Genomic DNA, 15,879 nt, shown 5'->3' with positions numbered 1-15,879 from the left:
GCGTTTGAGTAATCAGTTTTACCCATTAAGTGATTACTCAAAGTCATTTTTCCATATGAGTAATCACTTTTTGCGAAAAATAATAATCATATCGTCAGAATCATTGGTCAACGCTTCGCCGGTCCAATCCCCCCACTTATAGGCGACTTCCAAGCCTGCCAAACGGCCCATTAATTCCAGTTCTGATGGCCACACGTAACGATGTTCAGTTTGGTGGGATGCAACCTGGTCTTCTGACAAATCAAATTGCTTTGAAATCAATTTTTGGTTAACACGATCATACTCATCATAGCCAATAAAATCTTCTTCCAAAGCAAATGGTGCACGGTTATCCCCCACAATTTCATGAACCCGTGGGACGAACGTTTCGATGACCAGCACCCCACCCGATCGCAGATGACGCGCGGCATTCTGGATAGTCGCCACTTGGTCGTCCAACGTCAATGCGTACGTGATGCCATTAAAAATTAAATACACCAAGTCAAACTGCGCATCCACAGCTACATTGCGCATGTCTCCAACCAGTGTTTTAACCCGGTCACTTTTCTTGTGGAGTTCCTGAAGCATCCCCTCCGAAATATCCATACCGGTCACCTGGAACCCACGTTCCGCTAATGGAATGGCAATCCGTCCGGTCCCTACCGCCAGTTCCAGAACATCATTTCCGGGCGCCAACTCTGCCAGTTTTTCAACCGTTGGCGTCACAAATTCCTTTTCATTTAAAGGGTAAATATCTTCATCATACTCTCCGGCAATTTCATCAAATCTGTTCATCCTGCACCTCTTATCTCAAAATCCAAAAATTTGAATCCGAATCTTCTCTTTGCTATATTCATTATACAAACCATTTAGGAGGAAGTCATTTGAAAATAGAAATTTGGTCCGACTTCGTATGTCCCTTTTGCTATATCGGCAATAAGCGCCTCGAAGACGCATTGGCAAAATTCGACCATGCAGAAGACGTTGAAATTGAATACAAAAGCTACCAATTAGATCCAACCGCCAAACACATTCCAGGTAAAACCATGAATGAAACGTTGGCAGAACTCAAAGGCATGCCTTTGCCGCAAGTCGAACAAATGAATAAACAAGTTGCGGAAATGGCAGACACTGTCGGGTTAACCTTCAATAACGATACTGCCCAATATGCGAACACGTTTGATGCTCACCGTTTATTCCATTACGCGAAGGAAGTTGGAAAAGGGAACGAATATGACGAACGTTTGAAAAAAGCCTATTTCACTGATTCATTATTAATTAGTGATTTTAATACATTGGTGGATTTGGCGGCTGAAATAGGTCTGGACCGCGAAGAAGCACGGGTAGTTTTGGAATCGGAGCGCTATGCTTCAAACGTGCGCGCGGAAATTAACGAAGCGAAGCAAATCGGAGTCCAAGGCGTTCCTTTCTTTGTTTTCGACAGAAAATATGCAGTGTCGGGTGCACAGCCAGAAGAAGTATTTGCGAAGACTTTGGCGACAGTTTGGTCTGATAAGTAAGCGGTTTTGTGGTACGATAGTCTCAAATGAAGTCGAGGTGACAGAATGGGATTATTTGATTTTTTCAAGGGAAATAAAAAACCGGTCGCTCCAACAGCTACCAAAGCGCCTGAACAGTCATTGGGTTCGGATGTGAAGTTTGAAACCCGGATGACGGACCGTCAGATGGTTGCAGATAAAGCGGTTGTTCAGGAAATCGCGAAAAAGATTATTGCCGAGGATCCGTTCGTTAAGCCATATCAAGGACGAGTGGACGCTGATTTCCGCGATGGCGAACGCCGAATTTTCGAGTTTGAGGAAGTAACCACGATGAATGTGGCGATTGAACCGGATTTCACCTTGGTTATTGAAGGAATCGCGCTCGGAAAAATTCCGGCTGATAAGGTGGAGGCAATCAAGCCTTACTTCGGGTCAACGATGCTGACTGCTTTTGTGTACGTGATTGGCGGTCGAAGCAAACAGATTGTTGAAGGTGAACTCGTTATGAGCGAAATTCCCTACGGATTGGATATTTATCTTCAATTTAATTAAAAACAGGAGGTCCGGCATAGCGCCGAACCTCCTGTTTTCTATTTTATAGCAACGTTGTAATTTCTGCGTACTCTTTACCAAGTGAGTCAGCAACGTCAGCGTTGGTAACTTTACCTTTAAATACGTTGAAGCCAGTTAAGATAGTACCGTCTTCTTTAGCTGCATCAATGTGTCCAAGTTTTGCAATTTTAGCTGCAAATGGCAAAGTTGCATTCGTTAAAGCAATTGTTGATGTACGTGCAACCGCACCTGGCATATTTGGAACAGCGTAATGAAGAACACCGTGTTTAACGTAAACGGGATCATCATGTGTTGTGGTGCGATCTTCAGTTTCGAAGATACCACCTTGGTCAACAGCGATATCCACAATCACTGAACCTGGTTGCATTTGAGAAACCATTTTCTCAGTAACCAAGGTTGGTGCTTTACGTCCTGGAATCAAGACCGCCCCAATCACGATATCTGCATCTTTAAGTGCTTCTTCAATATTTACAGCGTTGGACATAAGTGTCACAACTTCTGTTCCGTATAAAGCTTCGATTTCAGTTAATACTTCCGGTCTCACATCTAAAACAGTACAATGAGCACCCATACCCAAAGCGATTTGCAAGGCATTACGTCCGGTAACCCCGCCACCGATGATGACAACTTTACCGTTTTGAACACCCGGTACGCCACCGATCAATACTCCTTTTCCACCGTTATGGCTTTCCAGGAAGTGTGATCCGATTTGAACAGCCAAACGTCCTGCAATAACTGACATCGGGTTCAGTAGTGGTAGTGTACCTGTCTCGCTAAGCATTGTTTCATAACCAATTGCAGTCACACCAGATTCTTCTAAAGCAGTTGTTAATTCAGGTTCATTTGCAAGATGTAGGTAAGTGAATAGAATTAGGTCTTTACGGAAATATTTATATTCTGTTTGTTGTGGCTCTTTAACTTTGATGACCATTTCAGCTGACCATACTTTATCAGCAGACGGCTCAAGTGTTGCCCCAGCTTCAGTATACTGCTCATCAGTAAATCCTGATCCAACTCCCGCCCCCGCTTGCACCATGACTTTGTGTCCTTGTTTAACAAGTAGCTCAGTACCACCTGGCGTAAGTCCTACGCGGTTTTCGTTGTTTTTGATTTCTGTCGGTATCCCGATTAGCATATGATTATTTCCTCCATGTTTCTAGATTTAATATTTACTGTTACCATCATACCATGAAATCAAGAGGTTATAAAAAATTATGCGTTTTACCTAAGGATATTGACTCAATTAATGATTGAAAAAGTTAATTAATAATGTTCACCAACCGCCATGTGAAGCTAAAATCAGTGGTTTTAAAAACTTGTGATTTTTTTGGTTAATTGTCAACTTAAAAACAATCCCCACAATAATTCTCATATTATCAGTCCGGCGTTACGCTGTTTCAAGCGATATTGAATCTCTGGAATGTGCCGGATGGCTTCCGAAGCGACGCGCTCGGCTGACACTGGTTTCCCTTCTTCGTCCACCACCCAGACGCCACCATGATAAGGTTTTGTACGCCACTTTGTGACGTATTCAAATTCATCTTTTTCTGCCCAAATATACGGTGTTGGCATAAAGCCAGCAGCGAAAATAGTATAGAATCCTTCAGGAGAATAGGGATCTGTGACATGTTCTTCGATGGCATCCACCATCGTCCCCACCCGCTTCAGCAATGTTTCGGTGCGCGCTAACACATCCTCGTTCTTGCTCATATCCGGTACCAAGCCAGCACGACGTTGACGCCGGTATTCCTGGATTGCGGTTTGCGTGATCTGAACACTCTCGTTTATAACAGCAGGTGTTGCCAAATGATCCGCTTCTGAATAGCTTACGACATGAAGGACAGGTGGACTTTGTTCGTTTTGTGGTTCGATATCATCAATTAAAGCCGAAACCGCGGCCAATTGAATGCGAGCCTGGTCTAAATCCGGTGAGAAATAGTCCAAACCAGCCCGGGGTTGTAAAATAACCCGGAAATTTTCATCTTCCAAATTACGAACCAGGCTCAAAGCCGCACGCGCTTTGGCCAAATCCTGCACACCCCAAGTGTATCGGGGCGTGTTCAACATGATTTGTAGAACAAACGTCTTAATGCCAACTTTTTTAGCCAGTTTGGCTGCCAAGTAAGCGGACAGTACATATGTCGTATCATCCGCCCCGCGGAAAGCGAAATGGTGCGGTGTATTAGGTTCGAACGGTTTATCGGTTGTCGCAATGTATTTCATGGTCTTAACATGTTCGACCAAGTTCTTATAAACATCATACGGTCCGCGCCCATCCATCTTATTGAACCACCATAACGACAAAGCATGCCAGGCTGTATTCAAATGGTCTTCATAAACCTTGGCCATTTCCGGAATGCGTTGGGTTCCGGAATAAGTCCGGACCAACATCGGGCTCGCTGCTGCGGCGATTTGCTCAAATTCTTCCGGTTTATTAACCGGTACACCTCCGCCATTGGGTCGGTCGCCCCAGTCTTCCCCGAAATTGGATTGCGAAAGTTGCGAACTACCGATCGAAACGATATCCAAATAGCCCGTGTCCGAGAGATGCTTACACCAATTCAAGAACTCTTCGACATTCTCTTCGCGTGTCGCGGTCGAAGAAAATGGTCCAACGTGTGCTCGCAACAAAGGGGCGTAGTTGTCGGTCATGGTGGCGTTCAACCTTTTTACCAGCGTATCTTTCATTGTCCCTTTATCTTGGTAGCTCGCACGTGCGATCGGTTTCATATCCAGGTAGGCTTTTTTACGAATGATGGCCTCCCCGAATTTCAGGAGTGTTTCATCGTATTTACTGCCTTCCTTCATTTCAGCGGGAATGCGTTCTTCGGGCACACCGTATTTCCCTAACGTTTCCTGTGGCGATTCACTCCCTTGAAAAGTCAGAATGACATCGTTGAATTGCTCCTTGATCATTTTGCAAGCTTTCGGCAAGCCGGCAAAAGAAATACCATTAATCGGCCCACCTTGCGTTGCCAACATGTTATTGGCCCGTAAAGCATACAGGACATACCCCACCATATTAACGGCTACTCCCTCATCCAACCGATAACTCAGGCCCACATGGGTAATTTTATTTTCCCGTAACCAAGCCACCAATTTCTCTTGATTGGATTGATAACGAATGTCATTCAAGATACTGGAAATCTGCGTATCTCCCGTGATGACCTCGTAACCACAGCTCCGTAGTAGTTCAGCCGCCGCATTCACACCTAATGTATGGGCATCAAGTGACGGTTTTAAATAAGCAAAAACTTCATTATCTTTAACTGGCATGCAGCAACCTCCTCTAATTAAGAATCATTCGTGCCGATATTCCATTTTCTTCTATTAATTCATGCAAATTACGTCCTTCTTTGCGGAAATCAATTCCCAGGAGAGTAGAGGCCAAATCAATAACCAGACCGATCGTCTTCATTTCCAGTCCGAGTTCTTTCCCGACCGCTTCCAGTGGTACCAGTCCGGTTGGAATATCCTCCATGACATAACGATGTTCCAAAGAACGCGGTGCTTGGATGGTGGCATACGCTTCATTGCTTTGAATTACACTGTATAAATCATCACCTTCCAATTCATACGTGCGTTTCATCCATTCAACCGCCGTTTCAATCGGATGACCCAGTTTCTTAGCCACTTCTACCCGCTCTTTGTCCATTTTTTCGATAAACCCAGCGATTGTTCGGCTGATTCCGGTGCGATAGTAATTGAAATCATCATGCTCACTTTCCACCCAGCCTGTGTTCAATAAAATGGGAGCACAGTGCATAATCATCCCAACGTTTCCGATGGACGTTTCAATCATCGAGTTGGCTGGAATGAATTTGTCCCGCAAACCCGTCGGCAAATTGTTAACCAAAGTCTGGTTGTCATCCCCAGCAATCGTCGAAACCAAAACGTCGTGTTTCAACGCATAAATTTCCACCTGATTCTGAGTTACTTTACGACAGGTATAAAGAATCGTTTGTGTTTCCGCAATAATCGGTTCTACAAAGGGATTTACTTTATGGAAATTGTATTGGAATTCCAAAGCCCCAAAAGTACGGCCTGGATTTAAGATAATCGTCGTTGGTTTCGTGATGAAGGATGCAAATTGTGTCGCCAATCCTGCGTGAGAAAATGCCGGTGTGGTCACAAAAATCATTTCCGGATCCAGAAGCGCATCTTTCAGATTATTGGTAACATGTGCAATACGTGCATCCCCATTAATGACACCCGAGCAATGAATAATTGGGTTCTCCAAAAGGTCCTGGATATTCTTCTCAGTTCGGTTCCACAAGGTCACCTCATGCCCTTCGATTGTGAGATGTGCCGCCATCGCCAAACCTGAATTTCCTGCCCCGATAACCGTAACCTTCATTTCCTCACCCTACTTTCTACATTTATGTCAGCGCTATCATTGTTTGTATAACTAAGTTATATCACAGTAATGGCCTAGCGTCCAACATGAATGTGATACAATTAAAAATGAAGGAGAGGATTTTTATGAAAGATTTTCAAACAGTGTTAGACTTCTGGTTTGACCCGGAAAATGTTCCTTTTTGGTTTGAAAAAAATGAAGATTTTGATAAGAAAATTTACAACCAATTCTATGTAACTTGGCAGTCCGCCATCAAGGGTGAATACTGGCATTGGCGTGAAACCATTAAAGGACGGTTGGCAGAAATCATTGTCCTCGATCAATTCTCAAGAAACCTATGTCGTGACGATGCCAAAGCTTACGCGCAAGACACCATGGCCCTGGTTCTTTCTCAAGAAGCCATTAAGCTCCCTGATTTCAATGAACTAACCATCGATGAAAAAAGATTTCTCTTGATGCCGTTCATGCACTCAGAATCCAGTGCCATCCATAAATTGGCTGTGCCCTTATTCAAGGAACATACCGATGACCTTTCCTATGAAATCGAATTGCAACACCAAGCGATTATCGAGCGCTTTGGCTATTACCCACACCGGAATGAAGCACGCAACCAGACTTCCACCCCGGAAGAGATTGCGTTTATGGAAAAACCCGGGAATACTTTTTAACCGGTAAAAAATCACGACGATTAGCTGTTTCGAATATTGCTAATCGTCGTGATTTGGCGATTTTGCGCCTATTAGCTAGTCGCCCACTTCTTAATCGTCGCCATTTTGGAAAATCACGACGATTAACCCGAACAACAAAACTTAATCGTCGTCCTTACCAAACAAAAAATCGGCAAAGGTTCTCTCACCCTTGCCGATTCACTATTCAACTTAGTCTATTTCCAAAACTTCGCCTGTTTCAGCGTCAACCCTTACATCGCGGTCATGACCTTGGAACTCAATATCGTATTTCGCACGATTATTATGGTCATCGTCCGCATCCAATTCCCAACCTTCTAACTCTGAATCGTCAGCCAAAGCAGTTTTAGCAATCTCTACTGCTTCTGTTGGGGTGATCAGATTGTCAAAATTCAAGTATTCATCGTCATTATGTTCATTATCGTCATGGTCATCTTCATCAACTTTAATGATGTCTCCGGAAACGGCATCGATTTCTGCATCGTATTCACGGTTCTCGAATACACCCTCAATTTCATATGACCATTTACCAGAGTCTTCATCGAAATCAACCTTATGTATCTGTGCATCCGGATATTCACGCATGTAAATATCAACGGCGTCTTGTAAACTTAGCGTTTCACCTGTTTCGGAATTGGAATCATCCATAACACCTGTATCATCCGGTACAGAACTTGTCTCAGTTGTTGTATCGGTTGTTGTATCGGTTGTCGTATCATCTGTCGGCGGCGTCTCTGTTGTCTCGGTATTGTCACCACAAGCGGCCAATACCAATCCAGATAAACCAACTAAACTAAGCATTTTCCATTTCTTCATGACAAATTTTCTCCCCTCAAATCAGATTGCCTTAATATCCTCCGTCATCATCTTCCATGCCATCCGTTTCCATTCCCGATTCATCAATCGAATTTTCAACGTCTGGATCATCTACGGGATCCTCCGTGCCAGTATCAGTCGAACATGCAACCAAAGCAAGTGACGCAACTGCGGCTAACATGAGTTTCTTCCACTTTTCCATCGAATTTCCCACCTTTCCTATGTGACGTCTTTCTTTACACATATGCTAAAGGAAATAAAATCCAAACTCAAACGATATGGTTTATTTGGCTCAAGTTTTGGATAAAAGTCGCTCAAACCAACGCGTCACCAAAGCCGCACTTTCCAAATCCGCCGGGCTATTGCCCTTGCCATTCAATTCATCCACGACACTTTGAATAAACGCCAACCCAACATGCTCCGGTTCCTCCAAATCAATCGCTTCCCCATTCACTACCAAATCCGTTACACCCGTTCCCGAGAACACCATTTTTCCGGCAGTACCCGTAATCGTTACCTCATCCAACTCATAACCAGCCACATAGCACCACGCGGCCGTCCCAATAATTTCTTGGGAAAAAATGAAGTTCGCAACCGTCGTATCCTCAACCGTATACAAGCCACCTTTGTTCATGGCGCAACCATCCATCCAGGTCAAATGACCAAAAAAGTAGCTCAAGTAATCCATGACATGCACTTGTGTATCCAATGCCTTGCCGCCACCTGCTTCCGGGCGCAAACGCCAAGGTAACGGATTTTCATAATCTGAAGGATGTGGCTTTTGGAAATGACGAATTTCCACTGTTAAAGGCTTGCCGATTTCACCCTGGTCCAATTTTTCTTTAATCATTTGTATTTTTGGCAATCCGCGGCGATAAAAGTTGACGAAAACCGATACCCCGGCCTTCTCTGCTGCGGTGATAATTTCCTGGCATTCATACTTATGAATGGCCATTGGTTTTTCCATCAATACTGCTTTACCAGCCGCTATGGCTTGCATGGCATATGCGTAATGGCTATCTGGTGGGGTTGCAATATAAACGGCCGTAATTTCTGCGTCTGCCAACATTTCTTCTACAGTCAAATAGGCAGTCCCATGCCCATGACGGTTCACCCAGTCTTCCGCTCTGGCTTGCGTCCGGCTGAAGACACCTTTCAAGCGGCTTCCCTTTGCTTTATACAAACCCGGTCCGGTTTTCTTTTCCGTAACATCGCCACACCCGATCATTCCCCATACAACTTCATTCATTACTTATTACCTCCTTATTTTCCTTTTATTATAACGTTCTTGGAGGGTGTATCCTATTCAAAAATTTGTTATACTTTGGTAAAGTGAAATGAAAGAAGGATGATTGTCATGACGCAAGCATTAATCGTTTATGCGAGCCTAACAGGAAACACGGAAGAAATTGCGGATATCACCGCCGAAATATTTGAAGAACACGGGGTCGATGTTGACGTTGTTGAATGCGTACAGGCTGATCCTGCTGATTATGAAGACTACGATTACTGTATCGTTGCCAGCTATACTTACGGCGTGGACGGCGATTTGCCAGATGAAATTATTGATTTCTATGAAGAACTGGAAGAGATTGATTTAACCGGAAAAATATATGGTGTGGTAGGTTCTGGCGATACCTTTTATGAACAGTTCTGTACAGCCGTTGATGATTTCGAACAACAATTTGCCAAAACGGGGGCAACCAAAGGAGCAACCGGCGTTAAAGTGGATTTGAATGCCGAAGAGGAAGATGTGGCAAACTTACAAGCGTTTGTTAAAGGGATGGTTGAGACTTACGAGTCAACTGTCGGATAGGTTGGTGGATATGTGGAACTGAGGGGATTACCTATGGATGTGGGTATGGAATATGAAATTCTACTGTTGCAGCTCGGCTCGTTGTCACGCAAACATTATGTCGCAGAGGAATCACTTCGGGAACAGGAAGAGAGATTACAAGCTGTCGTAAAACAGATGTCGAAAAAAAATGCAAATCTGGAAAAATTGCAACAGGAGTCTCTATCCAACGCCATTTTGAAGATTATTGGTTCCTATAAACGCCAAATCGATCAAGAAACAAGCGATATCATCAGCGCTAAAATTGAATTCGACAAGGCGTATTCGCTGAAGATAGCTGCTCACCGGCGTCTGATGGCGTTGCAAAACGAAATACTCGAGAAAAAAAACCGGATTCGTGAAGTGAGAGAAAATCTGATCCGCCATAATGGCGTCGTCGAAAATACGATTACTGATAAAGACCAACAAATCATCCGTCTCCGTTATGAATATGTGCAGACATTGGAGGCTGAAGAAGCCTGTTATCAACTATTGGAAATTATCACGGATATCATGACCAATCTGGATAGTTCCGAAACGATTTCCAACTGGGATTTGATTACTGAAATTGATTTCCTCTTGAACCATGTGAAACCAGAACAACTGGACGTGGCCGAAGCGATGTTATTGGATCTAGAACGTAAAACCCAAAATTTGGAACGTGAGCTGCATGACTTAAATTATATTTATGCCAGTGAATACCAGACTTTGACTGAAGCAGGACCTGCCATTGATAAATTTTTTGATGACCTTTTTTCCGACTGGTCAACGAAAGATGCGGTGGAAAAAAGCCTTGTTCAATTGAAACAATTGGAAGACAACGTTACCCATCTATTGACGAAAATCGCGACCGAAAAAGGCCGCCTGGAACAGGAATACATAAAATTATTGGACAAAAACTGAAAGGCTTTGATTATATGCAAGTCGTCCCTGTCACGACAACGGAACAATTTCAACAAATAGAAATGTTATACCTTACCGCTTTCCCTGAAAATGAACGTAAATCATTTTCGATGATGAAAGACTTAATGGCGGAAGGTTCAGTGGAAATGGTTATTTTTTCAACGAACGAATTCCCTTTCGTGGGTTTCGCCATTTCCGCTATCCACGACCAAACAGTGCTTGTTGATTACTTGGCTATTCACCCGGACTATCGTGGTATGGGCTTTGGGAGCATGGCTTTAAAATGGTTACTAAACCACTATCAGGCATTTAAAGTGTGCCTCGAGATTGAATCAACGAAAGTCGATGCTGAAAATAAGCGCGAACGGCAACTACGTAAAGGTTTTTATTTAAAAAATGCTTTAGAGCTGTTGGCGTACGAGGCCGAAGTGTTTGGCGTGCGTTTTGAGATACTGGCGAATGATAAGTCGTTGGTTGCCGATGAATATGTAGCGGTGTACCATAACGTTTATGGCGAACGTTCTTCACGGAATGTGGCGATTTTGACTTCTTAAAAAAATGTTCCTTTTTTGGGGAACCGTGGTATAATGATAACGATTACTTTTCAAAGTGATCTTTAATTAAATCCCCCCAAGATTTAATTATTTGGGTCCTCCGGCTCCGGCTGGAGGATTTTTTTCGCTTACTTATGGTATGATAGTGAATATTAATTCTAAAGGAGTGTTTGATTTTATGGTTTTACCAAATTTTGAAGAAAACTTGCAAAAATATGCGCGTTTATTGATTTCAAAAGGGATTAACGTCCAAGAAGGTCATACAGTCATCATTAATATCGACGTAGACCAAGCACCGTTAGCTCGCCTTTTGACGAAGGAAGCTTACGCATTGGGTGCGGAAGAAGTTATCGTGAAATGGGCGGATGATATCGTCACGCGTGAAAAATATCTGCATACACCAGAAGAACGCTTAACAAACATTCCGCAATACCAAATCGACGAATCAGAAGCCTTGATCGAACGCAAAGCAAGTCGCTTGTCTGTTCGTTCGGCTGATCCGGATGCTTTGAACGGCGTTGACAGTGCGAAATTAGCTGCTGTTATGAAAGCTACTTCTAAAGCTTTGATGGCACAACGTATTGCAACACAAGCAAACAAAGTTTCTTGGACAGTTGCGGCTGCTTCAGGTGCTGCTTGGGCTGCTAAAGTTTTCCCACATTTGGAAACTCAAGAAGAACAAGTGGATGCGTTATGGGATGAAATTTTCAAAACATGTCGCGTTTACGAAGCTGATCCAGTTAAAGCATGGGATGAGCACGAAGTACGTCTACGCTCAAAAGCGGATGTATTGAACGCTGAACAATTCGATGCGTTGCATTATACAACACCAGAAGGTACTGATTTCACAATCGGTATGCCGGAAGAACATATCTGGGATTCGGCTGGTGCTGTTAACGCACAAGGTGAAGTATTTGTGGCTAACATGCCAACAGAAGAAGTTTTCTCTGCTCCAGATGGTCGCCGTATCGACGGTGTGGTTAAGTCCACAAAACCATTGAGCTACAGCGGAAACATCATCGAAGGGATGACATTCACTTTCAAAGATGGCGCAGTGGTAGAAGTTACGGCTGAAAAAGGCGAAGATGTCTTGAAGCACCTTGTGGAAGATAACGAAGGCGCTCGTTCATTGGGCGAGGTTGCTCTAGTTCCACATAAATCCCCGATTTCTCAATCAGGATTGGTATTCTTCAACACATTGTTCGACGAAAATGCTTCTAATCACTTGGCATTGGGTTCTGCTTACGCGTTCTCAGTTAAGGGTGGAACAGAAATGTCTCAAGAAGAATTAGCTGAACGCGGTTTGAACCGTTCAAACGTTCACGTTGACTTCATGATTGGTTCAGAAACAATGAACATTGACGGTATCCGTAAAGACGGTACCCGCATGCCGATCTTCCGTAACGGTGACTGGGCATTCTAATTTAATTTATTTGATGGAGGTGGGATTTTCCCACCTCTTTTTGTGTAGATTTTGATTCATATTTTTACTTTGGTAATATGTTGGGCTATAATTAATGCAAGGAAAAAGAAAGCTGGGTGATTTTTTTGGAGAAGAAAAGTGCAAAAGAAACACTTGAACATATGAAACCAAAACCTGAAAATGATTCTCCACCTCGGAGTTGGTTTTATATTTTAGTCGGTGTTATTTTGATTTTTGGACTTACTTTCATCTTTCAAGAACTTAACAATCAATCGGAAGAGATGATCGACCCTTCAAGCTTTGAACAATTAAAAGAACAAGTTCAGGAACTGAACCATAAAGTAACCGAACTTGAGCACCGCATCGAGGATTTAGAATCTTAAAAACCAGCAGTTTCCTGCTGGTTTTTCTGGACTTATTGTTGTTTTAATGAAATAATAAAGAGTATTTTGGTCCCGTAGCTCAGTGGAGAGAGCACTCGTTTCCTAAACGAGGTGTCGGAGGTTCGATCCCTCTCGGGACCGTTTTTTTTGTTAAATAGACGTCATGTATAATATGTTATTTTTGAAGTGCTTTTGTTTGACTCAAACAGTTCGTAAATCGTATGATTGGCTTCTGAAAGTGAGGTCATGGAATGTTAACTGTTGAATCATTTGCGAACGCAAAACAAATTACCGTTGAAAATGAAAATAACCTATTTATTATAGAAGAAGACGATGGCTTAATACTGGTGGATACCGCCGTTGAGTCAGATCAGATTGCTGAAATTATTTCTTTTATCAAGGAAGATGGTCGTCCTTTAAAGGCGATTGCCATTACGCATAGTCACGATGACCATTTAGGGGGATTAGTTGCTTTTAAAGAAGCTTTTCCAGAGACACCCCTTTTATTTCCGGAACGTGAATATCAATTAATACTGAAAAAAGAATTGTTACCATCTGACAAACAAACCCCTTTGAAAGAAGGGATTCCTGATAGTCTACCCTTTGTTCCAGATAAATTATTAGTAGCTGGGGATAAAGTTGGTGAACTTGAAGTTTTGTTCACTCCCGGTCACACACCCGGACATATTTGTTTTTATAATCCAGATAAAAATTATCTGCTCGTTGGCGATGTCCTTCAAACTTTGGGTGGAGCCGCCATTTGTGGTGTGCACCGTGATGCCTTTCCTAAACCGGCACGGTTGAACTGGGACTTACCCTTAAGCATTGAGATGGTGAAAGGATTCCTTGATCTTGATATAGATTATATCGGTACAGGCCATGGTGTGGTCATGGCTAATCCTTTAGAAGTTCTTCCTCTAACTATTGAAGAAGCGCAAGGCCTTATAAAATAAGAGAGAACCGTTCCTAAAAGGAACGGTTCTCTTTTTTCAAAACCCTTGACGACACCATATCTTTTCACGATGCTGGTAATGAAGTCTGATAAATAGCAGAAAAACTAGATAAAGCGGGGATTGAAATATTTAATTGGTAAATGGGGGCCAGCAAAATGAAATATATGGTCGTCCGTCTTAACAACATATGACTGATGTGACACTTAAAGATTGGCCTCCTTAGACTGTTGAAGGATAAACTAAAGTTTGACAAACGATAGCGCTACCTTTGTCATAACTATTATAATTCAACGAACAGTTAAAATCAAATTAATTTTTAAAAAATGAGCAAATAAATCTAAATAAGTATATTTATTTTAACCCAAAAAAGTAACATAATGTTCATTACATAGATTTATGTTAATTTTTTATTGAAGTATTCAAAAAAAATCCATCATAATATTGACTTACACTTACAAAGCGAAAGTATATATTATGATGGATACATCCTCTGATTTTTTTAATCATTTGCTTATAAACAAACTATTGTTTTGCAATTAAGATTTAAAAACTGATTTACCGTCCAAATATGTCTCTTCCAGGTTCAGGTTTTGATCCAAAACTAAAAAGTCGGCAGCATAACCTAATTTGATTTGGCCACAACGGTCAGCAATACCAACGCTTTTAGCTGGAACGATACTGGCCATTTGAATGGCTTCTTCAGGTGTCGCAATGCCCCAAGCTACCACATTTTGTACAGCCGTTATCATCTCCAGGACACTACCAGCCAAGTTACCGTCCGCTTTCAAACGCGCTGCGCCATCTTTGATGGTAACTTCGAATTCACCTAACATGGAATCTCCATCGCCCATGCCACCACCACGCATACAGTCCGTCACAAACATCGTTTTATCGCGACCATGAGCATCCATAACAATACCAGCTGAAACTGGATGAACATGATGTCCGTCACAAATCAGTTCAGAAAAAGCTTCCTTCAAACTCATCGCTGCTCCCACCACTCCTGGTTCACGGTGATGCAAGCCACGCATGCCGTTATAGGTATGGACGAAGATGTTCGCACCATGCTCAACTGCTGCCTTACATTGTTCATACGTTGCATCGGTATGTGCAATGGCCACATTAATATCATTATCCGTTGCATAGTCGATGAATGCCAATGCCCCTTCGCGTTCTGGTGCGATCGCAATTTTACGGACATAACCATTCGCCAGTTCTTGCCATTTTGTCAACGTATCGATCGATGGGTCGCTCATATATTTTGGATTTTGTGCCCCTTTGTATTTTTCGTTAAAAAAAGGTCCCTCCAAGAATATACCTTGAATCTTTGCACCCTTTATTTTGTCGGCATTTTCACCGATTGTTTGGCACACCGCGTCCAATTCTTCTGTAGACGCTGTCAATGTTGTCGGCAAATAGGAAGTTACCCCACAAGATAAAATGCCTTCTGAAATAACTTTCAATCCTTCAACATCATTGTCCATCACGTCATAACCCTTGAAGCCATGAATATGCGTGTCTACAAAGCCCGGAGCAATGTGTTTCCCACTGTAGTCCAGGATTTCGCCTTCTGGTTTTTCGGTTTGGAACGCACCGAATTTGCCGTCTGCAATTGCCAAATAACCTGGTCCCTTAACGCCGTCTGCTAAATAAAAAAGATCTGCTTGCACATACTGTTTCACGTATTTCGCCTCTTTTTCGTTTGATATAAGACTATTCTATACCAAAAAACGGGATTAAAAAAGATGAAGGGGCATATTCCCTTCATCGCTTTCATCCTCGATGTTTTTGTTTGGCTCTATAATATTTGGTGTTGGTGAATCATTTTGATTCACTGGCACCATTTTTGTTTTTAAATGCAAAAAGGCCAGTGAACCCCTATAATTTAGTTACCACACAAAACAACAGGAGGACTCACA

17 protein-coding genes and 1 tRNA gene are annotated in these 15,879 nt (G+C 42.6%); 10 read left to right on the top strand and 8 right to left on the bottom strand.

Going from position 1 to position 15,879, the window contains the following annotated elements:
- Positions 1-63 precede the first annotated feature (63 nt).
- The gene (locus tag ACTU7M_RS07760) at positions 64-774 is read right to left on the bottom strand and encodes a class I SAM-dependent methyltransferase (RefSeq protein WP_443473816.1); all 711 of its coding nucleotides are present in this window, start codon (positions 772-774) and stop codon (positions 64-66) included.
- 89 nt (positions 775-863) lie between these two features.
- Here ACTU7M_RS07760 and ACTU7M_RS07755 point away from each other — a divergent pair, with 89 nt between their 5' ends.
- Together ACTU7M_RS07755 and ACTU7M_RS07750 are read left to right on the top strand one after the other, a co-directional pair.
- Positions 864-1,499 (top strand): DsbA family oxidoreductase, encoded by a 636-nt coding sequence (locus ACTU7M_RS07755; RefSeq protein ID WP_443473815.1) that lies wholly within the window; start codon positions 864-866, stop codon positions 1,497-1,499.
- Positions 1,500-1,544: 45 nt separating this feature from the next.
- Positions 1,545-2,030, top strand: a complete 486-nt coding sequence (locus ACTU7M_RS07750) for a hypothetical protein (protein WP_443473814.1) — start codon at positions 1,545-1,547, stop codon at positions 2,028-2,030.
- Between the two features lie 43 nt (positions 2,031-2,073).
- Here the strand turns inward: ACTU7M_RS07750 and ald are convergent, their stop codons facing one another.
- From ald to ACTU7M_RS07735, 3 genes are all read right to left on the bottom strand, one after another.
- The gene (gene ald, locus ACTU7M_RS07745) at positions 2,074-3,186 is read right to left on the bottom strand and encodes an alanine dehydrogenase (RefSeq protein WP_443473813.1); all 1,113 of its coding nucleotides are present in this window, start codon (positions 3,184-3,186) and stop codon (positions 2,074-2,076) included.
- A gap of 233 nt (positions 3,187-3,419) precedes the next feature.
- Positions 3,420-5,327 (bottom strand): hypothetical protein, encoded by a 1,908-nt coding sequence (locus ACTU7M_RS07740; protein WP_443473812.1) that lies wholly within the window; start codon positions 5,325-5,327, stop codon positions 3,420-3,422.
- A gap of 13 nt (positions 5,328-5,340) precedes the next feature.
- On the bottom strand, positions 5,341-6,408 hold the full coding sequence (locus ACTU7M_RS07735) for an NAD/NADP octopine/nopaline dehydrogenase family protein (protein WP_443473811.1): 1,068 nt from the start codon (positions 6,406-6,408) through the stop codon (positions 5,341-5,343).
- Between the two features lie 125 nt (positions 6,409-6,533).
- Here ACTU7M_RS07735 and ACTU7M_RS07730 point away from each other — a divergent pair, with 125 nt between their 5' ends.
- Complete coding sequence (locus ACTU7M_RS07730) at positions 6,534-7,076, top strand: DUF924 family protein (protein ID WP_443473810.1); 543 nt, start codon at positions 6,534-6,536, stop codon at positions 7,074-7,076.
- A gap of 210 nt (positions 7,077-7,286) precedes the next feature.
- Here the strand turns inward: ACTU7M_RS07730 and ACTU7M_RS07725 are convergent, their stop codons facing one another.
- The 3 genes from ACTU7M_RS07725 to ACTU7M_RS07715 form a co-directional block, all read right to left on the bottom strand.
- Positions 7,287-7,910: a PepSY domain-containing protein gene (locus ACTU7M_RS07725; protein WP_443473809.1), complete on the bottom strand. Its 624-nt coding sequence runs from the start codon at positions 7,908-7,910 to the stop codon at positions 7,287-7,289.
- A gap of 31 nt (positions 7,911-7,941) precedes the next feature.
- Positions 7,942-8,112, bottom strand: coding sequence for a hypothetical protein (locus ACTU7M_RS07720; protein WP_443473808.1), 171 nt, complete (start codon positions 8,110-8,112; stop codon positions 7,942-7,944).
- A 90-nt stretch (positions 8,113-8,202) separates the two neighbouring features.
- The gene (locus tag ACTU7M_RS07715; RefSeq protein WP_443473807.1) at positions 8,203-9,159 is read right to left on the bottom strand and encodes a Gfo/Idh/MocA family protein; all 957 of its coding nucleotides are present in this window, start codon (positions 9,157-9,159) and stop codon (positions 8,203-8,205) included.
- Positions 9,160-9,267: 108 nt separating this feature from the next.
- Here ACTU7M_RS07715 and ACTU7M_RS07710 point away from each other — a divergent pair, with 108 nt between their 5' ends.
- The 7 genes from ACTU7M_RS07710 (at position 9,268) to ACTU7M_RS07680 (ending at position 13,960) form a co-directional block, all read left to right on the top strand.
- Positions 9,268-9,726: a flavodoxin gene (locus tag ACTU7M_RS07710; RefSeq protein ID WP_443473806.1), complete on the top strand. Its 459-nt coding sequence runs from the start codon at positions 9,268-9,270 to the stop codon at positions 9,724-9,726.
- Positions 9,727-9,759: 33 nt separating this feature from the next.
- The gene (locus ACTU7M_RS07705) at positions 9,760-10,647 is read left to right on the top strand and encodes a hypothetical protein (RefSeq protein ID WP_443473805.1); all 888 of its coding nucleotides are present in this window, start codon (positions 9,760-9,762) and stop codon (positions 10,645-10,647) included.
- Between the two features lie 14 nt (positions 10,648-10,661).
- On the top strand, positions 10,662-11,201 hold the full coding sequence (locus ACTU7M_RS07700; protein WP_443473804.1) for a GNAT family N-acetyltransferase: 540 nt from the start codon (positions 10,662-10,664) through the stop codon (positions 11,199-11,201).
- A gap of 178 nt (positions 11,202-11,379) precedes the next feature.
- Positions 11,380-12,624, top strand: a complete 1,245-nt coding sequence (locus ACTU7M_RS07695; RefSeq protein ID WP_443473803.1) for an aminopeptidase — start codon at positions 11,380-11,382, stop codon at positions 12,622-12,624.
- A gap of 125 nt (positions 12,625-12,749) precedes the next feature.
- Complete coding sequence (locus ACTU7M_RS07690; RefSeq protein WP_443473802.1) at positions 12,750-13,007, top strand: hypothetical protein; 258 nt, start codon at positions 12,750-12,752, stop codon at positions 13,005-13,007.
- A 68-nt stretch (positions 13,008-13,075) separates the two neighbouring features.
- Positions 13,076-13,148, top strand: a tRNA-Arg gene (locus ACTU7M_RS07685).
- Between the two features lie 110 nt (positions 13,149-13,258).
- Positions 13,259-13,960 carry an MBL fold metallo-hydrolase gene (locus ACTU7M_RS07680; RefSeq protein ID WP_443473801.1) on the top strand — a complete coding sequence of 234 codons (702 nt, stop codon included), beginning with the start codon at positions 13,259-13,261 and terminating at the stop codon, positions 13,958-13,960.
- A gap of 536 nt (positions 13,961-14,496) precedes the next feature.
- On the opposite strand, the gene nagA is transcribed toward ACTU7M_RS07680, so the two are convergent.
- Positions 14,497-15,642 (bottom strand): N-acetylglucosamine-6-phosphate deacetylase, encoded by a 1,146-nt coding sequence (gene nagA, locus ACTU7M_RS07675; RefSeq protein WP_443473800.1) that lies wholly within the window; start codon positions 15,640-15,642, stop codon positions 14,497-14,499.
- Between the last annotated feature and the right edge of the window lie 237 nt (positions 15,643-15,879).

The organism is Jeotgalibaca sp. A122 (assembly GCF_052266715.1).
Taxonomy (GTDB): domain Bacteria; phylum Bacillota; class Bacilli; order Lactobacillales; family Aerococcaceae; genus Jeotgalibaca.
This window is presented reverse-complemented; position numbering and strand designations above follow the sequence as displayed.